Genomic DNA, 21,306 nt, shown 5'->3' with positions numbered 1-21,306 from the left:
ACTTAGTCATGGACATAAAGCCCTGGTGCAGCCTCCATTGGCGGATGCTGTTTACTACCAAGTTCTTTTGCAGCTGGTTTTTGCTCACCAGAGCGACTGCATAACCATTTTTGCCAATGAGACCACCAGCTACCTTTATTAAAGGTCGCTCCTTTTTTCCACAGCTGGGGATCAGCTGATAATTCACTATTAGTATAAAAATTTGCCTTTAGATTAGATGGTGGGTTCAAAATACTTTGAATATGGCCACTATTACTTAAAATAAACTCTCGTTTCCCCCCCATTAATTGACTTGAGCGATAACATGCCTCCCAAAGGGTGATATGGTCATTAATGCCTGCTACCGCATAGCTATCACACACCACTTGTTTTAAATTGATCGCTTGTCCACCAATTTTTAACACACCAGGCAAAGTCAATGGGTTTTGCTTATAGAGGTCAATAAAGTCACTGTGCAGCTTTGCAGGTAAACGCGTAGTATCATTATTCCAGTAAAGCACATCAAAAGCGGGTGGCTCTTTACCTAGTAGATAATTATTAACCCAATAATTCCAAATTAAATCATTTGGCCTTAGCCAAGCAAACGCTTTGGCCATATCTTTACCTTCTAAAACACCTTGCTTTTCTGATATTTTTCTTACTAATTCCAGTGCTTTATCCGTAGCAAATAAAGTAATGTCTGAATCGATATTGGTATCTAATACACTCACCAACTGGGTAATAGTATTAACAGGGCTATCGCCTTTAGCTGCTAGATAGCCTGCCAACGTAGCCGAAGTGATACCACCAGAACAAGTACCAACCAGATTAATTTTGTCGCTTGCTGTTATCTCCTGCACAGCATTTACAGCTTCGTTAGTGGCCAGTATATATTGCTCTAACCCCCAATGGCGATGCTCTGGCAAAGGGTTACGCCAACTGATGATAAACGTTTGCAAGCCTGATTTAACACAAAACTGTACAAAGCTTTTATCTGGTGTCAAATCAAACACAAAAAACTTATTGATTTGCGGTGGAATGATTAGTACAGGCGTCGTTAATGCTTTTTCTGTTGCTGGTTTGTATTGAATCAGCTCTAAAATTTCATTACGAAAAACTACCGAACCTTCAGACAAACCTAAGTTATCACCTACTTTAAATACCCCTTGTTTTACTTGTGAGGGCATCCCTCCATTGGTTTTTATATCTTCCAGCAAGTGCACTAGGCCTTTTTCTAAACTCGTGCCACCAGTTTCAAATACTCGTTTAATCACTTCAGGGTTAAGTAGAGTATTAGAAGGTGATAACGCATCTGTAAGCAGGGAAATAATAAACTTTGCTCGCCGACTATCTTCCTTGCTCATATCTGTTTCATCAACCCAGTCTTGCAAGCGTTGCTGCCATATGTAATATGCTTGCAAATAACGCCGATAAAGTGGATTTTCTTTCCAAGTAGGATCTTTAAAGCGGCGGTCACCTTTAGTATTGGGCTCTTCAAACTTTCCTAATACCACTTGAGAGATATCTTTACTAAAGCCAACGGCCTGTTTCAAACTCGCAGCGGGATTCACTACCGCGTGCTTAACGATAGTTCCAGCTGTAGACCATAAATCTTTTCGATTAAAGCCCATGGCAGGATTTGCTACTGATGATGTTTCGGCCCCCGATTTTTCTCCTTTTTCTCGATTAGTAACCTCTAAGCCCTGTGATAAGATATGCCGTAATTGCTCTGCAACAGCTTGATCACTGTTATCCAACTTCTTGATTGTTTCACTGAGCTTGGCGATCCGCTCATTAATATCTTTTATTATGGCTTCACTCATTGACGCAAAATTCCTTATATACTGTAAATACACACCAACCTTGGTTACATCTCAATTCTTACCAGCCTATTCATCTTCAATGAATAGTTTGCTAAGAGTTTTGAGTTTGTGCTAAAGCAAATAGTCATTACTACAAAATCTGGCTAATAACAAAATGCTTCAACAAAAATTGCTTTTCGCAATAAAAATGTTGTAGGTGGGTTATATAAGCCTGCATTAATTAGAATATTTTTTACTTAAAAATAAACACCACCTCAAGGTCATTTTAAACAGCAAAGTTAGTATGTTCATTCTAATTTTCACTGCTAGGCTTGAATCATGTTAACGGGCGTGTTGGGAACAGGTATGTTCCAAAGGGGAGTTGTCTCGCTCGCTTCCTGTAATGCCATACTAAGAGGAATAGCAATATGTCAGATGTAAAAACGGTTGATAAATCTGAAGAGAAGGAAAAAAGCTTATTATCTAACATCCGGGGATCTGCTCATAAAATCTGGCTCGCGGGCTTGGGAGCTTATGCTCAGTATGAAAAGCTTGGGCAGGAAGGAATTAGATTTTTTGAAACGCTTGTAAAAGATGGTGAAGAGGTACAAGCGCGCACCCAGCATCGCATGGACGAGATGAAAGATAAACTAAAGTCTAAAACAACCGATAGGCTGGAAAACCGAATAAACCAACTGAGAGATATTTTTCCAACCACCACTAAAGACGAGTTGAAAGAATTATCTCATCAGATTGAAGAGCTTAGTGAAGCAGTAAAAGCACTGGCATCCGACAAAAAGCCGGCTACCAGTGCTAGCCGCAGTAGTAGTACCACTAAGAAGGCTGTTTCAGCCTAGTTACACACCTATCCTGGTAAACGCACATCATTTTGCAGGGGTTTATCCCCTGCCTTTTTTATTTTTAATAGCGGCTATAAACAAGATACTGCAACAAGGTGTCTATTTAATGACAATGTTTTATAAGTTGCTTTTTAATCTCGTAAAAGATACCCTTTATCTTTATACATTCTACAGATAGTCTGCACATGCACTTTTTGCTCAGCAACTAGATAGGGAGCAATTAATGTTATCACTTGATAGATACCTTGACTTATATAACTACTGTCGTATGCATTTTTATGGCGCATAACCTGATAATTTAACCAAAAGGTTGCAATCACCACCGCATTATCTGCCAGAGCTTCTATTTCCTCCTCAGTTGCCATTAAAAAATCTGCTTTTTTTAATTTTTGGCATATATCAATAAACATTTGTTTTTTACGACTTATCAGTCGATTAAACCTAGCTTGAATTTTTTTATACTTAGCCAGTAAATTTGACAGATCTCTATAAAGAAAACGATAGTTTTGGATGGTTTCGAAAATAATATGTAAATACAACCAGTAGTCATCTACGGCCAGCTCATTTCGTGAAGGAGACTCTAATAACTCTATCAGGTCATGTTCAAAGCGCAGATAAAGCTCAAGAATAATGGCATCCTTACCCTGGAAGTGATAGTAAAGATTACCAGGACTGATTTCCATTTCATTAGAAATGTCTATCGTGGTGATATTTGGCTCACCAAAATCATTAAATAATTGCAGACTCGTTGAGAGAATCCTTTCTCGTGTTTTCATATAACAATTTTATGCTACCTAACACCCTCTCCCTCTGGGAGAGGGCTGGGGTGAGGGTGTAAATACCGACCTAACCGATTAATTTATCCAATCGTTGACTAATCTGTTGCTCAATGGTGCCTTTTAATGGCTTCATCAACAAGCCTAATTCAATACTAATATCGACTTTTTGGTCATCGACTACAATTTTGCCTTTAGCACCTGTTTGCTTGAATAACAGCGTATCCTGTTGCCATTCATAAGTAGCACCCATGCTTTGCTGTAACTCTTCAGCAATTTTTTGCACGGCATCTTTCGCCTTGTCTTTTGAAGTACCGTGATCTCTTTGAATATTAATCTTCGACATATTACCTATCAAAACTCATCTCAAAATTTTTTACGATTGCTGCTTTAACACTTGAAGTGCAGATAACACTTCTTTGATACCCGCCAAAGTAACAGCTTGCATAGTAGCAAACCCTTCCGCATTTTGTTGCTGGACTTGCTGAGTTAACAGTACCCGCTGCCTGGCTTCCGCTTCTTTTTGTTCCTGGGTTTGATAGTAGCGGACGTGGCCAATGGTTGAACTAAGCAAATGAATGAGTTGAATCAACTCTTGCTGAGAGCTCGCAGCCAACGTTTCCTCTAATAATTGATGGTAACGCTGAAGATCTTCCAGGCTTCTATCATTCTGGTCAGTCAAAAGGGATTCCCTCATTGATAAAGTCAAATTAGCAGAATGTATACCAGGAGTTCACTATAAAAGGCAAACCTGTAGCTTCCGCTACAGGTTTTAATATAGAAGACAGTTTGATAGGAAAGTTTTTATAAAGTGCGAGTTTCGTAGAAGGCTTGCTCAGAAATCATATGATAAGCCCGAGACTGTTCAGCAAATTTAGTGAAAGAGTCATACACTTTTTTAGTCATTTCACTGGTATTGGCCACTTCCTGAACAACCTCATTCGAGACTGCATGTAACTGTTTCAATACATCTTCAGGTAGCTTCAAGAGCTCAACTTTATGTTCATTAACCAAGGTATTAAGCGCCTGATTATTACGTGCCGTGTACTCGTCCAGCATATCTTGGTTAGATGCTCTTATTGCTTGCTCGACAATAGCTTGTAAATCTTCCGGCAGCTCTTGAAGTGCTTTTTTATTAATAATCACTTCAAGAGTTGTACCTGGCTCGTGCCAACCTGGATAATAGTAATATTTTGCTGCTTTATAGAGCCCAAATGCCAGGTCATTGTATGGTCCTACCCATTCAGTAGCATCAATCGTACCTGTTTGTAGGGCTGTAAATAATTCTCCTCCTGGAATATTTACTGGAACACCGCCCAGCTTTTTCAGGACTTCTCCACCTAAACCTGGGATACGCATTTTTAACCCTTTTAAATCTTCCAAAGAGTTAATCTTTTTACGGAACCAACCTGCCATTTGCACCCCGGTGTTACCCCCAGCAAAAGGCTTCAGGTTAAATTGCTCATAGGCTTCATCCCATAGTTGCTGGCCACCCCCATAGTGAATCCAACTATTCATTTCCTGGGCATTTAGACCAAAGGGAACAGCAGCAAAAAACTGTGCAGCAGGTTCTTTGCCTTTCCAATAATAAGCAGCACCATGGCCTATTTGTGCTGTGCCAGCTGATACCGCACTAAATGCTTCCAAGGCAGGAACCAGCTCACCCGCACCATGTACTTTTATTTGCAGCCGCCCATTACTCATTTTCGCGACATTTTTAGCAAAGCGCTCTGGGGCTGTACCTAGTCCAGGAAAGTTTTTTGGCCATGTAGTTACCATTTTCCAATGGATAACATCTTTGCTGGCTGCCTGCTCGCCTATGCCTTGTTGGGCGCAATCTTCAGATTCTTTTTTACCACAGGCAGATAGTGCAGCAGCACCAGCCCCAATACCTAATGCAGTTACAAAGTCGCGTCGTTTCATATGAATGACTCCCTATCTATTCGTGAAACCTTTAACTAAACAATATTTGTTATTTTTCTCTAAATATACCGTGCGCGAATGCTTTTTTATTGGTTGTTAGTACCAGCCTACATATATGTGTTGACCTGCCCTATACCTCATCCGCTTTGGTTATATTTTTTGAACCGTCAAAGGTTATAAGGCACTTGCTCACCCGCTTTCGCCTATAAACGTCTAAAGTTTAACAACTCTTCAGCTGTTTAGTTTTAGAGCTTTTTACTTTAGGCCATTAAGGGTAAGTATTGTGCCTTTGTTGTTCTATTTTATGTTGTTTATTTTGTTAGCAGTTATTTTTATCGATTAATCAATAACTTCTAGCTTAGCATAAGCGACTACCAGCCACTTAGCGCCTTCATTGGCAAAATTCACTTGAACTCTAGCCTGAGCGCCCTGCCCTTCGTAATTTATAATAGTGCCTTCGCCAAAGATACTATGCAACACTCGCTGACCAACCTGCAAGTCTGTTTCGGGTATTGGGCTTTTGTCCGCTATTACCTGCACTGCACGAGGGGCTATACGGGTATACGTTGGCCTGGTAATAGACGCATTTATTCGTATTTCATTAACTAACTCAGTAGGGATTTCTTTTATAAATCGCGAGGGTCTATTTATATTTTCCTGGCCATGTAACCGTCTGGATTCAGCATAGGTTAAGTACAACTGCTGCATTGCACGGGTAATGCCTACATAACATAAGCGTCGCTCTTCTTCTAAGCCATCAGGGTCTTCCAGGGATATTTTGTGAGGAAAGAGACCTTGCTCCATACCCGTTAAAAATACCAAAGGAAACTCAAGCCCCTTGGCGGAGTGCAACGTCATTAGCTGTACACAATCTTCAAATTGATCAGCTTGAGTGTCACCTGCTTCCAGTGCTGCATGGTCTAAGAAGGCAGCTAATGGGCTGGGCTGTTGTTCTGCTCCTTCAATAAAGTAGTCATCCGGGTCAAATGTTTTACAAGCAGACACTAATTCTTCTAAGTTTTCTACCCGAGCACGACCTTTTTCTCCTTTTTCTTTTTGATGAAACTCAATCAAGCCACTCATGGTAATTACTTGATCAGCTAATGCTGCCAAGTCCATTTCATCAGTGGCTGAATCTATATTATTAATGAGCTGTAAAAATCCTGACAACGCGTTTGCTGCTCGTGCTGATATCTGCCGTTGATTAATCACTTGTTCAGCTGCCTGCCATAAGCTAGCGTCATTGGTTTTCGCCGTATTTCGAACAAACTCCAGGGTTTTGTTACCAATACCGCGTGTTGGTAAATTCACTACCCGCTCAAAAGCACCATCATCATTGCGATTTACCAAAAGCCGCAAGTAAGCTAATGCATTTTTTATTTCAGCACGTTCAAAAAATCGTAAGCCACCATATATGCGATAAGGAATACTGCCTCTTAATAAGGCTTCTTCCAAAATACGCGACTGAGCATTTGAGCGATACAATAAAGCAATATCACTATATTTACCCTTGTGGCTTTCTAAATAATTGGAAATACGTTGAGCTATAAAGCGGGCCTCATCAACTTCATTAAACCCAGCATACAGCTGAATTTCATTGCCTTTATCACCTTCTGTCCATAATTCTTTACCCAGTCGACTGGGGTTATGGGCAATTAAAGCATTAGCTGCCTGCAAGATAGTTTTGGTCGATCGATAGTTTTGCTCCAAACGAATAGTCTGGCTATCAGAAAAATCTTTACCAAACTGTCGGATATTTTCGATTTTTGCACCGCGCCAGCCGTATATAGACTGATCATCATCACCCACCACCATCACGGGAATTTGATTCCCAGACAACACCCTTAACCAGGCGTATTGAATAGTATTAGTGTCTTGAAACTCATCTACCAATAAATAGCGGAATCGCTGCTGGTAGTGCTTTAAAATTTCTGGTTTATGCAGCCATATCTCATGGGCTCTCAGTAGCAACTCAGCAAAATCCACCATCCCAGATAAACGACAAGCCTCTTCATAGGCTTGATAAACCTTTAGCATTGTCACTTCAAACGGGTCACCATATGGCTCTATATTTTGTGGCCGGCGTCCTTCATCTTTTTGGTTATTAATGTACCACTGAGCTTGTTTGGGTGGCCACTTGGCTTCATCTAAGTTTAAGCCCTTCATAAGGCGCTTAATTAAACGCAGTTGGTCATCAGCATCTAATATTTGAAAGTTCGCTGGCAGCCCAGCATCTCGCCAGTGCAGCCTCAATAAACGGTGAGCCAAACCATGAAAAGTGCCCACCCACATTCCGCGGGTACTCACCCCCAATAGGGATTCAATTCGACTACGCATTTCTGCTGCCGCTTTATTGGTAAAGGTCACGGCCATAATAGCATGTGGCGAAATACCTTCAGTTTGGATCAGCCAAGCAATACGGTGTACTAATACTCGTGTTTTACCACTACCTGCACCAGCCAACACCAGGCAATTTCCAATAGGTGAAGCAACTACCTCACGCTGAGCAGTATTTAATGAGTCTAAAGTTTGGGATACATCCATAGTGATTTGTAGCCAGGAGTAGTGTGGGCAGAAATTAAACAGCAGCTATCTTGTTTAAGATCATCTAGTTTAGCGGCGAGCAGCCTTAGCTTGCAATGCTGAGCCAGATATTTCAATCAGCCACAGTGTTTTGGGTAGCCATAAAATATTCAGGTTAGACCTACTTAACCTTATTTCCATATAGTTTGTATGCATTTTTTGTAGTATAACTACAAACAGGCCCAGCAAAGATTCACCTCACATGGTTTCTATTCAGCTGTTACAACAAATCCAGCAATGCTACAGTCAACTTCGCCGATCTGAGCAGAAAGTGGCAGATTTTGTACTTCATAACCCTACTCGTGTTATGCATATCAGCATTGCAGACCTAGCAACAGAAGCCGAGATAAGTGAACCTACGGTACTCAGGTTTTGTCGTGCAGTCGGCTGTAGTGGCTTTCAGGATTTCAAATTACAACTGGCACAATGCTTAGCTTCTGGCAGTAGCTTTGGCCAATTTGCCATTAGTCCCGATGACTCTCCTGCTGACTACAAGTCAAAAATAATCGACTCCACCATCAGCACGCTATCAAGTGTTCGCGATAGTTTAGATAACTTAGTTTTAGAACAAGCAATCAATGCTTTATCTGTAGCCAAGCGGGTAGAATTCTATGGGTTTGGCGCCTCTGGTGCTGTAGCCATTGATGCACAACACAAGTTCTTTCGCCTACAGCTATCTGCCGCTGCCTATTCTGATCCCCATATGCAGTCGATGTCTGCTGCAACATTAACCCCTGAAGACTGCGTTATTGCTATATCTCAAACAGGGCGTACTCGGGAGCTAATTCATACAATCCAGCTAGTTAAAAAGCAACAGGCTAAAGTAATTGCCATATGTCCCAAAGAAAGCCCGCTAGCATCACTATGTGACTTTGCATTACACATAGAAGCAATAGAAGATACGGATGTTTACACCCCATTAACCTCAAGAATTGCTCATTTGGTAGTAATTGATATTTTGGCAATGGGTGTTGCTATGTCTCGTGGGCCAGAATTAGCTGCACATTTAAAAACAGTTAAGAATAACTTACGCACACTACGCATCTCCTCAACATAAGCTTGGTATATACAGCCTACCCCGTAGCACACAATAAATAATAACTAGTAAAATATTTTCATTTTAACTGAGTTGGTAATTTGAAAATGTTATTAAAAAGTTGTTAACGGCGGGCTGCTCTGCTGTTACATTGGCCTTAGGAAAAGTTGCTGGATAACAATCCGCATTTTGTGAATAACGGCTCTTTTCTGGGTAGGCGGCAAGTTGCTAAGTTTAAGCGCTTTAAGCTCAAGTCGCTTTTAAACTGTTACACATAAATTTGAAGGCAGTTGGAGTTTAAACTACACCGTTCGATATTTAAATCACGCTAACAATACAAATATAAAAACTTAATAATATTGTCATAAAGCTATTGCATCTTAACCAATTACTAACACCAGAAAGGGATGCGGCACTATGCAAGTACAAGTACCCAACCAAACTAACCAGCCCATTTTCATCTCTTCTACAAACAGCTCAACCAGTAGCAGCAACCGAGAAAAGCCTTCTCAGCGCTCTCTGGAAGCAAGACGCGCCATTGAGGATTACTTTGAGAATAAACGCTTAAACCATTTAATTGGCGATGATTACTGGGAGGATGACTAGTCGACTAAACCAGGGATATATTAGCCTAGCATGAATAATAAAATAAAAGGAGCAACAACCTTCCTCATACAACTTATAGCTACATTGCCCTAAAGCTATGCCACTGGATGGGGAAGGCTATTTTTCTTGAAGAACTCATTAAACACGTTACCTAACTCAGGCACAGATTTTTTGAGCCCGGTAGTGTTGTAACAAATTGGTCATTTCCCCTGCTGATATATAGGTTGCCATTTGCGCTTTATCCAGTGCTGACTCAATGATCGAATATTCTTGAGTAACAGGAGACAATAACCTACATAAGTTGCCCAATACAGGCTGCTTTTCCTTAGCTACAATACCTGACAACTCTTTATGCTGTTTCAGATTTTGTTTTGCAAATAATAAAAGTTCTGCATACACATCTGATGTTATCAACTCTGCATGCTGAAGCCGTAAATAATCCACCACAGCAAAAGGCATACTCAGTTCTACCAACCGTTCCAACTGACATGCTGTTAATGTAAACGTTAACTTTTTATTTTCATAGTGATAACAGCTAGATTGCTCGTTTTCGATGTGACACACTTGTCGACTGCACAAGTCAACGTAAATACAGCCACTAGCAGGCCCCAATAAGCTTGCAAATGCTTGCTTATTGCAAACAGCATTTAGCCCTGCAATCACTCTAGGATCATACAATTTAAAATGCGCCCAGTGGTGATTTGGTAAATTTATTTCTAACGCTGCTTTAAAGTGGCTATAGAGTTGTACATGCTCACAATGACTAATAATAAAGATACCTATAGGTAACTCTGCAGACTGCTGTAACAACCAGTCAAAAAGCCGAGTATTGATGCTCACTTTTATCAAGTACGGCGCCACATCACATAGTTCTTCTTCTGGTGTCCCCCTGAATAACGAATCACATTGAGGGTTGTCTTCTAGCTCCCAAATTCGCTCCGGTAATTCTGGCAAACTGGCTGAGTCTATTATGAAATACAGCCCTGCATGGTTGTGCTTTTCGAGTGCAACCTTGATTTGCTGTCTATACTCGTCAAGCAACATACTCCCTCCTTTGATAGCAGCCTAAGTTCTAATTCACTTAAACCACTTTATCGCCCCGATTATTGTAAAAAGCCATTGCTAGTGGCTAAGTCATAACCTGTTATTGCTCTAGTTATCAAACGCGTTCGTTGACATAAAGTACTCAAGTTCTTGCGACTTGCTACTGATTTAAGTCTTCACAAAATAGATTACAAGAATAATACTACCAGATCATTATCATTAATATTTATAGTATGATCTAAATTTATCCACTTCACAGCTTCAAACAGCAACATCCTAAAAGCCATATAGCTGCTCTAACCCTATATAACAAAAAGTTATTAGTTTTTTTCCAGTACACCTATTTACTTAAAAATGAAGACGACACTAAATGACAATATCAAAACCACTATGACTAAAATAGTTTTTCAGTCATGATATTAAGCAATATTTTTTATGAATGCCGGTCAAATCCGTTGATAACAAAGCTGTAATGACAACTACATTTAACGTAAAAGCAGTACGCAAACTGTTTCCTATTTTACAAACACCAGCCAATTGTCAGCCTTTGGTATACCTTGATAATGCCGCTACTACTCAAAAGCCACTATCTGTCATTCAAGCCATTAGCGATTACTACCAAAACTGTAACGCTAATGTTCATAGGGCATCTCACCACCTCAGTACCAAAGCTACCCTAGGTTTTGAGAAAGCTCGTCAAACAGTCCAACAGTTTATTAATGCATCAACCTCTGACGAAATTATCTGGACTCGTGGAGCTACAGAAGCTATTAATCTAGTTGCTTATAGCTATGGTTATCATTTTATTAAGGCGGGTGATGAAATATTAGTCACTATTCTAGAGCATCACGCTAATATAGTTCCTTGGCAACAATTAGCTAAGGCTACTGGTGCTAAGTTAAAGGTGGTGTCAATTAATACTGCTGGCGAACTAGATCAACAGGACTTTCACAATAAACTGAATAAAAAAACTAAACTGGTTTGTCTTAGCCACATATCCAACGCTATTGGGACAATTAATCCTATTCGCCAGCTTATTAAAGAAGCGCATGATGTGGGTGCATTAGTATTAATTGATGCCGCACAATCAGCTGCTCATACCAAACTTGATGTACAAGCTCTAGACTGTGATTTCTTAGTATTTTCAGGCCATAAACTATACGGCCCGACAGGTATTGGTGTGTTATATGCCAAAAGGGCTTTATTAGACATGATGCCACCCTGGCAAATGGGTGGTGAAATGATTGAGCTGGTTACATTAGAAGACACTCGCTTTAATCGTGTACCCTTCAAATTTGAAGCAGGCACTCCCAATATTGCTGGTGCATTTGGTCTTGCTAGCGCAATAGAGTTTATTAATCAGTTCGACTTACACCAAGTAACACAGCATGAAATCGCATTGGCAAGTTATGCTGAATCACTAATTCAGCACTTACCTGGCATTCGCTTTTATAGCAAGGCAAGCAATAGAATAGGTATTGTTTCCTTTCTTATCGAAGGTCATCATCCCCAGGATATTGGCTTATTACTTGACCAACAGGGTATTGCAGTGAGAGTTGGCCACCACTGCACCATGCCATTAATGCAGCATTTCAATATTAACGGCACTATTCGTGCTTCATTTGCTTTATACAACACGACTCAAGAAGTAGAGTTATTTGCCAGCGCATTAGCTGATATTTGTCAGCCAGCAACGATGGTTCCCAGGCATGTAGAACTAGCAGACAATGAACATAAAAATGTTGAAAACAAGCTGACTAAAAAACTTCTGAGTTTTAACAACTGGGATCAACGCTATCGCCATTTAATGCAGTTGGGTAAACAGCTGCCACCATGGACAGACCAACAGAAAACTGATGACAAGCTGATACCTGGATGTGAAAGCCGAGTTTGGCTGAAGATAACTTACCAAGCTGAGACCAACCAGTTCAACATTACTGCTGACAGTGATGCACGAGTAATGAAGGGCTTGTTAGCTCTATTAATCAATTTTTATGATGGACAGTCCCCCGATTTTATTGAAAGCTATGATATCACCACTGAGTTTTCTCGTATTGGTTTGGATAAGCACCTAAGCCCTTCCCGCAGTAATGGCTTAATCGCAATTATTAATCGAATTAAGCAAGAGGCTAGAGTCATTAATTCGCCTTAATAATCTTACGTAATGCACAGGCTGTTGCAGCAAAACCAAACGAAGCGGTAACCATGGTTGCCGCACCAAACCCGCCACTACAATCTAACCGTACTCCACCTTCCATTACAGATTTTTGTTGGCATACAGAACCATCCGGCTTTGGATAAGTAAGCTGCTCTGTAGAGTAAACACACTCCACACTAAAACGCCGTTTAGGATTTGTCGAAAATCGATACTCTCTGCGTAACAAATTACGCACTTTAGCTAACAGTGGATCATTATAAGTTCTACTCAAATCACCTGTTGTGATTAAGGTTGGGTCAATTTGACCACCTGCCCCTCCAGTCACCACAATGGGTATTTTATGGCGCTTACAATAAGCAATCATGGCTGTTTTAGAACGAACGCTATCTATTGCATCAATAACACAGTCGATATCATCCGTCAGGTAGTCTGCTAAGGTATCTGTGGTAATAAAGTCATCAATAATATTTACCTTACTATGTGGATTGATAGCCTTAATCCGCTCAGCCATCACCTCAACTTTGGGCAAACCAACCGTATTTTGTAAAGCATGTATTTGACGATTGGTATTAGTGATACAAATATCATCCAAGTCAATCAGGGTGATGGTACCTATAGCAGATCTGGCAAGTGCTTCTGCAGCCCAAGACCCCACACCGCCGATACCAACAACAGCAACATGGCTTTTCTTAAAAGCCTCAATTGCATCGCTACCGTATAGCCGGCGCAAACCACCAAAACGCTGCTCAAACTCAGCTTCAGCCATAACAACCTACACTCTACTCACATCTAGATTAGAGCCGCATTATAGAGCTAAACAACTATAAGTGTAGTGGGTGGAATTAGAGAGAATAGTATCTGGGAGGAAGAATAAGGTTGGGGCTACAAATGACTATAAGCAGCCCCATTCAGGATATAAGCTTAACTATTTAGCGATTTCTGCTTTGATTTTATTAATTCGCTCAGAAGTGGCAGGGTGAGAAGAAAGTAAACCACCACCTTCACCAGAGTAGCGTTTCAGCTTCTGGAATGCACTCACAGCTGCATTTGGGTTCAAGCCCCGCTGTTTCATAAAGGCGACGCCATAAACATCAGCTTCTAGCTCATCTGACTGAGAAAACTGAGCATTCACAAACTGCAGCGCAATCTCACCTAGCTGTGATTGTGCTAAATCAGCCACTGTACCACCCGCAGCAGTTATTCCTTCTCTTGCAGAGGCTGCCAGCAATGTTTGCTTGTACTGGTTAAAGGAGTGCTTCAACTTTACATGACCAATTTCGTGACCAATAACTGAAAGTAATTCCTGATCACTCAGAATATCCATCAATCCAGAATAAACCCTCACCGTGCCATCAGGCATTGCAAATGCGTTCATTTCTTTCGACAGATAAACTTTATAGTTTAATTTCAAACCATCGACTTGTTGATACTTACTTACTAAACGATCAAGGCGTTTCGTATACAAACTATTAGCAGGAGCTACTTTAGACTTTTTGTCCATTTCTTGAGCGGAGAGTTTGGCGCTGTTTATGACTTCATTTTCAGAGACTGTTGCAGCGGTCAATACCCCGCCCAGCGCACTCATTCCTGCTTCATTTTCTAATAAATCTGATTTACAGCCAACTAAAGCCAGTGCAATAGCAACAGAAGCTGTCATTGATTTCAGCTTATTCATGCCTCTAACCTCCATCTCAAATCCATATACTGCAAATTTTCCAGTTATAATTTTGTCAAACTATGCTGTTTTCGGTAATGCCCAACATGTCTTATTTGATAAAAATAAAGCAAAACTGCACCCTAATTAAACAGTTTGCTCCAGAAGTCAAATCAGTTTGATACAGTCAACTACCAACAGTATAAGTTTTCCAGTAAATAATAAAGCCGCGAAGTATAGCATAAAGTCTTATATTACTTTAGTGAATTTCTGTGATATGGTTTTATAATCCTCTAATGTATAACTCTTAGACGGCTTAAAATAGGCCACTGCAGCGAACTTATAGTCATTCGCAAATGCTAACAAGTGCTACCGTAGCATTATATTCTTCATAAAAAATCATCAAATAGTGAGCCTTTTGTTTCATCGCATTTAACTAAGTCACTATAAGAATGTGTAACCTTTAAGACAGCTAACTGACTATTAGGTAAGGTTAGTCGATTATAGGCTATTAGCTAAATTACATTACTACTGACATTTCATTCTGGCTTTAATAATATTAATAAGCGTTTGTCAAGATGGTCATTTTTTATAATTTTGCAAGGGATTTAGTATAAAAAATTGACTTGGAATAGTGTTAAATATTGGCTTATATATAATGGGTAACTGAAAGCTTTTTCATACATCTATAAGCGGGAAGTATCGTAGCTAGTTATTGTTTATTAGCGGGAGAATATCTTTACCAACACAGATCATGCTTAATATATTACTGGTGACAGCCTGAATCAGCATGAGCTTAACCAATAAGCTTTGTATTAACTTATAACTTTTTCAATTAATTGTCAGTTTAGGGAAAGCAACCATGAGTATTAAACTGACCCGTCAAATTATGTCGGCTATTTTAACCCAAGCAGAACGCACCTATCCAGCCAAATGCTTTGGGTTCATAGTTGGAAAAAAAGAAGGAGGGATTGCTACAGGAAGCTACTACATTGCATGTGATGAGATGGATTATATAAAAAAATATCCAGTGTCACTAACTGACTCTCATACCTATAATTCAATTAAAAACAAAGCAGGGGCAGAAGGGCTAACCATTGTGAGTATGGTTCATACACACCCAGATTTTACTGATGAGCCCTCACAACTAGACTGTTTATATGATTGCCCAGGAATAACTCATATTATTATTTCACTGTCTCATGGTAAAACTGTTAGCTGTCATGCCTGGCAATTAACAACTGATAAACAAAATTTCATACAAGAACAAATTGTTCAATAGTTAAGCCAAACTATCTACTTATAGTTGCTCAGAAGTTATTTTCTTAGTCTTTAGCGAATATCTAAAAGCTTTTTTAAACTGTCAATAACTCAGAAACACTCAAGAAATACCTGTAACATTTTTGAGTGTTACTTATATTTAGGTTTATATAAAAATGACTTCTGTCAATCATATTAATGGCAACAACTTACGAAGCGCAAGACTGATCAATCAGCTTAATTTATATGAGCTATCAGAGCTATTAGGCATTTCAGTATCTACTTTGGTTAAAATGGAAGCAGGTATTAGCCAACCCAACAACATACTAATTAAACAGTTGTGTTGTCGACTAGGTATTTTGCCTCCATTTTTAACCGGTTCCAGTCGCTATACTATCCATGAAGATGCTATATTTTATGTCCCTATCACTACACCAAAAAGTCAGGCTACATCAAATAACTCAACCTTGTTTCAAGCAACTGCCTACTTGAGTTTATATTATGAACTTATTCGAGTTTTAAAAACCCAATTCAGGTTTCCTAATAACTTCCCTAAAATATATGACGCTGATATAGCTTCAGATACAAATATTGAACAATTAGCAGATTCTTGCCGATTCCATTGGGGGCTGGGCTTTTCTCCTATTGAAAATATAACTACTCTCATCGAAAGATCAGGAGGTATCGTCACTTCCTTTCCTAATCTTTACTCCAGCATTGACTCCATGTCTATTACCTATCCTCACCCGATCATTATCATCAACCATAAAAAAACGGCTTATCAAGTTCGATTTGATATTGCAATGCATTGCGGTGCAATTGTTAGCAACTTTTTTTTCACCAGCAAAAATATATCTGCGACTAAGCAAGATTTAGAAAATTTCGCACTTGCTTTACTTATGCCTGCGTGTAGTTTTCGTAATGAATTTGTACGTAGTAAACCAATTATTTACTGGCCTGAAATTGAATCATTGCAACAACGCTGGGGAGTGAGTAAGGAAGCCGTTATCTATAGAGCATTTCAACTTAAATTAATTAGCATTAAACAACTTAAGTTCAGTTTAGCTAAATTGAGAACCAATGCATCTATTCATTTTAATAATTGCAAAACAAAAAAAGAGCAGCCCCATTTTATTTCTAATCAAATCCAACAGTTGAACAAAACCCAAGCTCTTAGCACTGAAGTTATTGCTCAGCACCTGGCCGTTAAAAAGTTGTTACTTACAAATCTTTTTATTGAGTTTAAAAACGCCCTCAATAAATCAGCAGCTTCCTCGCCTAAAAAACATAATGTATTTTCTATTAATTACACACGCAAAAGCACTGACCTACCCTCCCGATTATAAGTTAAAGGTTTTACAGATAAACAATCATACAATATCTCTGATAACAACATAAAATATATACCGTACCTATTGATTTATCTATCAATTTGCTTTCTTATAGTCTTGTTTTTATAGCAAAACTATCATAGCACCAATACGCAACTGGCCAGCTCAATACGTCCCTTATTGCTAACATAGCTTTATCTTAAAACATGTTTGGGTAGAACCAGGGACATATTAACAAAATACATGGAGAGTTCTAATTGTGACTAATTTCTTACAGCGTCGTTTATTACTGTATCAACTAACATTGCTTATAGCACCAGCGGCTTATACTGCAAGTTCTGATACTGTCATTTATCCTGGAGAAGCCTATATTCAATCTGCCAACTACAGTGGTACTGGTTGTCCAGTCGGTTCAACTAATTTTATTTTTCATGAGGAAGCAAACGAATTTAGTGTAAATTTTAAGCACTTCAAGGTAAGTAGTGATGCTAATTATAATACCAGTTATTGTCAGTTAAAACTTACCATTGTCGCACCTCCTGGAGTTGCTTATCGGCTGAACTCATTAACATATAAAGGTCGTGCTAGATTAGACCAGTCCGGCATGGCAACTATAGCTAACAACAGTCGTTTACAAGGCATAACTCCTGCCAATAAATCCACCCAATATGTATATGGCTCTGTAAATAAAACAGCTGAGCAATATTTCCAGCAAACTGCACTAGCAGGCCAACCTCAAAACTGGTCAACATGCAGCAGACATACTCCTTTAGAAATTAAAACTGAAGTAAACCTTAGTAGTAAAGACCTGCAAAGCGCAATTACCATAAGCTCAATCAACGTGAAAATTTTATTTTCTCGTAAAAAATGCACTAATAGACTAAGCGCTAAGAGTATATAAGAACTTGCTACACTGCCCCCTATTTGCCTTAGGTGTAAAAAAACAGATGAGCGAAGGGTAATATTCACTTACAAATAAACTTTATTATATGTTGGTCTAAGTCTTCTACAAAGGCACCATAATAAGTTTGCTCATATATCAGTCGCTTTCCAGGCTCAGCCTGAGAAAAACCTCCATTAGCCATCGCAAGTTGATAACACTGATCAACCAGTTGCCTGTTGTTAAGTTGAAATGCCAACTGAACGGCAGGTATTGTTTTTGCTCCTCCCATTAACCACAGTCTGGGTTTATTATCTCCAATGGCCACCCACCCTTGTACCTCTGCAACCACCTTATATCCAAGAGGGGCTAAAATAGTTTTATAGAACTCTTTACTGGCCATGTAGTCCGTTACATAAATACCAATATGATCAAGCATGTTTGTAGTCTATAGTGATAAATATTGTTTTCATCTTGTCATTTAATTATGTCAAGTATTTTTAACCTATCCAAGAAGTCTTGGTAAGACTAAATAGAAGTAGCTTGATTTGAACTTTTATCATTAAAGAATTTACATTTCATCTAATGTCAAAGCTTATGGATACACTAGACCTATGTAAATAAAACGTAAAGATCGCTAACCACTGTTTAGGCTATGGTAAAATGACAACAGAATGACTATAGAGAAATATTCATGTCATATCGTTTGTTACTTGTTGAAGACGATCAAGAGCTTGCAGAACTGCTTATTGACTACCTTGAACTGGAGTCTTTTACCATTACTTGGGAGACTCGAGGTGATAAAGGCCTTAATGTCGCACTCACTGAAAACTTTGATGTTATTATTCTTGATATCATGTTACCAGGCATTAATGGCGTTGAGTTTTTAAAAGAATTTCGTCAACAACGTCTTACTCCTGTAATAATGCTTACAGCCCGAGGAGAAGAGTTAGATCGAATCCTCGGCTTTGAGCTAGGTGCAGATGACTATCTTCCCAAACCCTGCAGTCCAAGAGAGTTAGTAGCCAGAATTAAAGCGGTTATTCGACGTGTAGTGATGGATCAACAAACCACAAAGTCTATTCGCTCTAGCAATGTGGTAATGGTTGGACCACTATATCTTAACCTTTCTAGTCATGAGGCTACTGTATCAGGTCAACCGCTGAACTTAACAGGTACAGAGTTTGAGGTTCTCTCACTACTAATGCAACATACTGGCGAAGTAGTGAGTAAAGAAACATTATCCCTACAGGCGCTGGGTAAACAGCTCTCGCTATATGACCGTAGCATTGATATGCATGTCAGCAATCTCCGTAAGAAAATCGCTGATGTATATGACAATCCAAGCTTAATTAAAACAATCAGGGGAAAAGGCTACCTGCTTAAACAGTTTTAGTTTAGCCTTAGTGTATGTTTAAGCAAATTTTCTGGAAAGTTCTACTTGTTTTTTGGGCTGCTTTAATAATTATTGCAGTATTGTCTTCATGGATTACAAGAGAAATTGTTGAAAGTGAACTAGGACTACACGAAAAATATATACAAGATAAAAAGAACTCAGCAGAAGCCGTTACTGTTTTCGAAGCCCACGGAAGAAAAGCTTTAGCTAATTGGGTAAAACAACTCAATGAAGAAACAGGACTCAGAGCCTTTTTAATCACACCATCAGGTACATCGGCTACAACAACGCCTCTACCAAGATCTATAAAGCGCTTTCTACATAAACGATATTATTTACCTCCATGGGCAGAACCAACAGAGGTGTCTACTAAACAAGGAGATTATTTATATTTCAGTCTTGGGCCAAGCTTTCCTCCCCCTCCTAAACATCGACAGGATATTCTTTGGTGGAGCAGAGCCATTACCAGTTTATTTGTCTTATTTATTGTTTCCATATTCTTTTCCAAACACCTGGTAAACCCACTTAAAGAATTAACTAATATTTCTCAAAGCCTAGCAAAAGGTGATCTTGCCAAAAGAGTTAATCCTAAAATAGAACATAGGCTTGATGAAATAGGTATCTTGGCTCGGGAGTTCAATCATATGGCTGAAAAAATTCAGCAAAATCATGACAACCTACAACAGCTATTTCATAGTATTTCCCATGAGTTGAAAACTCCTTTAGCTAGGCAGCGGGTTGCTATTGAGTTAATAGCCAAAAAAGGTGCTGAACCCAGGTTGCTTGAAAAAATGAATCGACAAATCAAGTTATTAGATAGCTTAATTGATGAACTAATAACAATTACTAAATTACAAGAACCAACTGTAGAGCTATTAAAAGAAGAAATAAAACTACCCGCAATTATTCAAGAAGTAATCGAAGACAATACTTTAGAAGCAGACTTGAAGAGTATCAAGTTAAACCTGGCAAATGACATTAATAATAGCACTAAAGGTGATAGAAGACTGCTGTATCGATCTATTGATAATATCGTACGCAATGCTATTAAATATTCTCCTGAAAACACTACAGTTTGTATTAGTTGTAACGAAAAAGATAACTACTACAATATTAACATTATTGATCAAGGCCCAGGAGTACCTGACATGACACTAAGCAAACTGGTTGACCCATTTTACCGAGTAGATAGCGCCCGAGCTAGAAACACTGGTGGACATGGCCTGGGTCTCGCTATTGCCAACAGCATTATTCAAGCACATCAAGGTGAGCTACAATTTCAAAATATTACTAACGGCGGCTTAAAAGCTTCTATCAAGCTGCCATTGACTCACCCTTAAGTGAAAGTATTCCTATTTGTTTTCCTAGCTATAATTACAACTACGTTTTTATTCTTGCCATATAATAAACATCCACATATTCGCCATTACGAAAAGCAAAGGCCTTAGCGACGCCTTCTTTTGCAAAACCATATTTTTCATATAAAGCAACTGCAGCTTTATTATCAGTGTAAACTGTTAACTCAAGGCGCTTTAGTGCTAGCCAGTTCTCGGCTAAATCGATTGCAGCGCCAAGCAGTTTGGAACCAACACCTTTACTTTGATAACTTTCATCAACGGCCATTCCCAAACTCGCTACGTGCTTTCTTCGAATATTATCAGCAATCGCTAAGTGCATGTGTGCAACCACTTTTTCTTCAACAGCAGCTACGAGACAATACACATTATCAGGTGTTTGTGATAATCGTTTAAGCCAACGATCAAGTGATGGGTAGGGTAACTGTAAGGTACCTGAGTAATTTGACAGCTGCTCCATAAAAGCTTTAATAGCCGGAATATCACTACTTTCTCTATGTCTTATTAAAATATCCATTACTTTATTTCTATATTTATTAGAATGATATTAACAATCTCCAATCTACCGTCAATTGATGAGTTTTTATAGTACGCACTTTCACCTACCCTTTATACTAATAAGGTGTCAACAGTTTTCTAAAGCCATGGGCCAAAATAATCATC

At 39.1% G+C, this 21,306-nt stretch carries 20 protein-coding genes; 9 read left to right on the top strand and 11 right to left on the bottom strand.

The window, feature by feature from the left end:
- Positions 1-2 precede the first annotated feature (2 nt).
- On the bottom strand, positions 3-1,802 hold the full coding sequence (locus OQE68_RS12395; RefSeq protein ID WP_219340060.1) for an alpha/beta fold hydrolase: 1,800 nt from the start codon (positions 1,800-1,802) through the stop codon (positions 3-5).
- Positions 1,803-2,209: 407 nt separating this feature from the next.
- Here OQE68_RS12395 and OQE68_RS12390 point away from each other — a divergent pair, with 407 nt between their 5' ends.
- Positions 2,210-2,638 carry a phasin family protein gene (locus OQE68_RS12390; protein WP_180569033.1) on the top strand — a complete coding sequence of 143 codons (429 nt, stop codon included), beginning with the start codon at positions 2,210-2,212 and terminating at the stop codon, positions 2,636-2,638.
- Positions 2,639-2,772: 134 nt separating this feature from the next.
- Here the strand turns inward: OQE68_RS12390 and OQE68_RS12385 are convergent, their stop codons facing one another.
- The 5 genes from OQE68_RS12385 to uvrD all read right to left on the bottom strand — a co-directional run bounded on the left by OQE68_RS12385 (position 2,773) and on the right by uvrD (position 7,884).
- Complete coding sequence (locus OQE68_RS12385) at positions 2,773-3,417, bottom strand: TetR/AcrR family transcriptional regulator (RefSeq protein ID WP_180569032.1); 645 nt, start codon at positions 3,415-3,417, stop codon at positions 2,773-2,775.
- A gap of 70 nt (positions 3,418-3,487) precedes the next feature.
- The gene (locus OQE68_RS12380) at positions 3,488-3,763 is read right to left on the bottom strand and encodes a polyhydroxyalkanoic acid system family protein (protein ID WP_180569031.1); all 276 of its coding nucleotides are present in this window, start codon (positions 3,761-3,763) and stop codon (positions 3,488-3,490) included.
- 30 nt (positions 3,764-3,793) lie between these two features.
- Positions 3,794-4,099: a hypothetical protein gene (locus OQE68_RS12375; protein WP_180569030.1), complete on the bottom strand. Its 306-nt coding sequence runs from the start codon at positions 4,097-4,099 to the stop codon at positions 3,794-3,796.
- A gap of 122 nt (positions 4,100-4,221) precedes the next feature.
- A complete protein-coding gene (locus OQE68_RS12370; protein ID WP_180569029.1) occupies positions 4,222-5,340 on the bottom strand; it encodes a TRAP transporter substrate-binding protein in 1,119 nt (372 codons plus the stop codon).
- A 339-nt stretch (positions 5,341-5,679) separates the two neighbouring features.
- Positions 5,680-7,884, bottom strand: a complete 2,205-nt coding sequence (gene uvrD / locus OQE68_RS12365) for a DNA helicase II (RefSeq protein ID WP_180569028.1) — start codon at positions 7,882-7,884, stop codon at positions 5,680-5,682.
- A 241-nt stretch (positions 7,885-8,125) separates the two neighbouring features.
- Here uvrD and hexR point away from each other — a divergent pair, with 241 nt between their 5' ends.
- Both hexR and OQE68_RS12355 read left to right on the top strand, forming a co-directional pair.
- Entirely contained in the window at positions 8,126-8,980 is an 855-nt protein-coding gene (gene hexR, locus OQE68_RS12360; RefSeq protein ID WP_180569027.1) for a transcriptional regulator HexR, read from the top strand.
- 396 nt (positions 8,981-9,376) lie between these two features.
- Positions 9,377-9,565: a PA3496 family putative envelope integrity protein gene (locus OQE68_RS12355; protein ID WP_180569026.1), complete on the top strand. Its 189-nt coding sequence runs from the start codon at positions 9,377-9,379 to the stop codon at positions 9,563-9,565.
- A gap of 156 nt (positions 9,566-9,721) precedes the next feature.
- Here the strand turns inward: OQE68_RS12355 and OQE68_RS12350 are convergent, their stop codons facing one another.
- Positions 9,722-10,609 (bottom strand): DUF4123 domain-containing protein, encoded by an 888-nt coding sequence (locus OQE68_RS12350; RefSeq protein ID WP_180569025.1) that lies wholly within the window; start codon positions 10,607-10,609, stop codon positions 9,722-9,724.
- A 439-nt stretch (positions 10,610-11,048) separates the two neighbouring features.
- Here OQE68_RS12350 and OQE68_RS12345 point away from each other — a divergent pair, with 439 nt between their 5' ends.
- Positions 11,049-12,761, top strand: a complete 1,713-nt coding sequence (locus OQE68_RS12345) for a SufS family cysteine desulfurase (protein ID WP_255490897.1) — start codon at positions 11,049-11,051, stop codon at positions 12,759-12,761.
- On the opposite strand, the gene tcdA is transcribed toward OQE68_RS12345, so the two are convergent.
- Positions 12,748-13,533: a tRNA cyclic N6-threonylcarbamoyladenosine(37) synthase TcdA gene (tcdA, locus tag OQE68_RS12340; protein ID WP_180569024.1), complete on the bottom strand. Its 786-nt coding sequence runs from the start codon at positions 13,531-13,533 to the stop codon at positions 12,748-12,750. The two genes, OQE68_RS12345 and tcdA, sit on opposite strands and share 14 nt — an antisense overlap.
- A gap of 159 nt (positions 13,534-13,692) precedes the next feature.
- Positions 13,693-14,442, bottom strand: a complete 750-nt coding sequence (locus tag OQE68_RS12335; protein WP_255490896.1) for a M48 family metallopeptidase — start codon at positions 14,440-14,442, stop codon at positions 13,693-13,695.
- 841 nt (positions 14,443-15,283) lie between these two features.
- On the opposite strand from OQE68_RS12335, the gene OQE68_RS12330 reads away from it, so the two are divergent.
- The 3 genes from OQE68_RS12330 (at position 15,284) to OQE68_RS12320 (ending at position 17,913) form a co-directional block, all read left to right on the top strand.
- On the top strand, positions 15,284-15,703 hold the full coding sequence (locus OQE68_RS12330) for a M67 family metallopeptidase (RefSeq protein ID WP_180569023.1): 420 nt from the start codon (positions 15,284-15,286) through the stop codon (positions 15,701-15,703).
- Positions 15,704-15,857: 154 nt separating this feature from the next.
- Positions 15,858-17,027: a helix-turn-helix domain-containing protein gene (locus OQE68_RS12325; RefSeq protein ID WP_180569022.1), complete on the top strand. Its 1,170-nt coding sequence runs from the start codon at positions 15,858-15,860 to the stop codon at positions 17,025-17,027.
- Positions 17,028-17,271: 244 nt separating this feature from the next.
- Positions 17,272-17,913 (top strand): DUF4360 domain-containing protein, encoded by a 642-nt coding sequence (locus OQE68_RS12320; protein WP_180569021.1) that lies wholly within the window; start codon positions 17,272-17,274, stop codon positions 17,911-17,913.
- Between the two features lie 64 nt (positions 17,914-17,977).
- Here the strand turns inward: OQE68_RS12320 and OQE68_RS12315 are convergent, their stop codons facing one another.
- A complete protein-coding gene (locus tag OQE68_RS12315) occupies positions 17,978-18,331 on the bottom strand; it encodes a VOC family protein (RefSeq protein WP_180569020.1) in 354 nt (117 codons plus the stop codon).
- A 255-nt stretch (positions 18,332-18,586) separates the two neighbouring features.
- Here OQE68_RS12315 and OQE68_RS12310 point away from each other — a divergent pair, with 255 nt between their 5' ends.
- Both OQE68_RS12310 and OQE68_RS12305 read left to right on the top strand, forming a co-directional pair.
- The gene (locus OQE68_RS12310) at positions 18,587-19,288 is read left to right on the top strand and encodes a response regulator (RefSeq protein WP_180569019.1); all 702 of its coding nucleotides are present in this window, start codon (positions 18,587-18,589) and stop codon (positions 19,286-19,288) included.
- A 14-nt stretch (positions 19,289-19,302) separates the two neighbouring features.
- Positions 19,303-20,628 (top strand): sensor histidine kinase, encoded by a 1,326-nt coding sequence (locus OQE68_RS12305; protein WP_180569018.1) that lies wholly within the window; start codon positions 19,303-19,305, stop codon positions 20,626-20,628.
- Positions 20,629-20,668: 40 nt separating this feature from the next.
- Here OQE68_RS12305 and OQE68_RS12300 read toward each other — a convergent pair whose 3' ends face one another.
- Positions 20,669-21,160 (bottom strand): GNAT family N-acetyltransferase, encoded by a 492-nt coding sequence (locus OQE68_RS12300; RefSeq protein ID WP_180569017.1) that lies wholly within the window; start codon positions 21,158-21,160, stop codon positions 20,669-20,671.
- Positions 21,161-21,306: the final 146 nt, after the last annotated feature.

Source organism: Spartinivicinus marinus (genome assembly GCF_026309355.1).
Lineage (GTDB): Bacteria > Pseudomonadota > Gammaproteobacteria > Pseudomonadales > Zooshikellaceae > Spartinivicinus > Spartinivicinus marinus.
This window is presented reverse-complemented; position numbering and strand designations above follow the sequence as displayed.

Coding starts and splice junctions, on each gene's coding strand:
- OQE68_RS12305 (WP_180569018.1), top strand. CDS start 19,303: ATGTTTAAGCAAATTTTCTGGAAAGTTCTACTTGTTTTTTGGGCTGCT.
- OQE68_RS12385 (WP_180569032.1), bottom strand. CDS start 3,417: ATGAAAACACGAGAAAGGATTCTCTCAACGAGTCTGCAATTATTTAAT.
- OQE68_RS12390 (WP_180569033.1), top strand. CDS start 2,210: ATGTCAGATGTAAAAACGGTTGATAAATCTGAAGAGAAGGAAAAAAGC.
- OQE68_RS12380 (WP_180569031.1), bottom strand. CDS start 3,763: ATGTCGAAGATTAATATTCAAAGAGATCACGGTACTTCAAAAGACAAG.
- OQE68_RS12335 (WP_255490896.1), bottom strand. CDS start 14,442: ATGAATAAGCTGAAATCAATGACAGCTTCTGTTGCTATTGCACTGGCT.
- OQE68_RS12310 (WP_180569019.1), top strand. CDS start 18,587: ATGTCATATCGTTTGTTACTTGTTGAAGACGATCAAGAGCTTGCAGAA.
- uvrD (WP_180569028.1), bottom strand. CDS start 7,884: ATGGATGTATCCCAAACTTTAGACTCATTAAATACTGCTCAGCGTGAG.
- OQE68_RS12330 (WP_180569023.1), top strand. CDS start 15,284: ATGAGTATTAAACTGACCCGTCAAATTATGTCGGCTATTTTAACCCAA.
- tcdA (WP_180569024.1), bottom strand. CDS start 13,533: ATGGCTGAAGCTGAGTTTGAGCAGCGTTTTGGTGGTTTGCGCCGGCTA.
- OQE68_RS12300 (WP_180569017.1), bottom strand. CDS start 21,160: ATGGATATTTTAATAAGACATAGAGAAAGTAGTGATATTCCGGCTATT.
- OQE68_RS12345 (WP_255490897.1), top strand. CDS start 11,049: ATGCCGGTCAAATCCGTTGATAACAAAGCTGTAATGACAACTACATTT.
- OQE68_RS12325 (WP_180569022.1), top strand. CDS start 15,858: ATGACTTCTGTCAATCATATTAATGGCAACAACTTACGAAGCGCAAGA.
- OQE68_RS12370 (WP_180569029.1), bottom strand. CDS start 5,340: ATGAAACGACGCGACTTTGTAACTGCATTAGGTATTGGGGCTGGTGCT.
- OQE68_RS12350 (WP_180569025.1), bottom strand. CDS start 10,609: ATGTTGCTTGACGAGTATAGACAGCAAATCAAGGTTGCACTCGAAAAG.
- OQE68_RS12395 (WP_219340060.1), bottom strand. CDS start 1,802: ATGAGTGAAGCCATAATAAAAGATATTAATGAGCGGATCGCCAAGCTC.
- OQE68_RS12315 (WP_180569020.1), bottom strand. CDS start 18,331: ATGCTTGATCATATTGGTATTTATGTAACGGACTACATGGCCAGTAAA.
- OQE68_RS12355 (WP_180569026.1), top strand. CDS start 9,377: ATGCAAGTACAAGTACCCAACCAAACTAACCAGCCCATTTTCATCTCT.
- hexR (WP_180569027.1), top strand. CDS start 8,126: ATGGTTTCTATTCAGCTGTTACAACAAATCCAGCAATGCTACAGTCAA.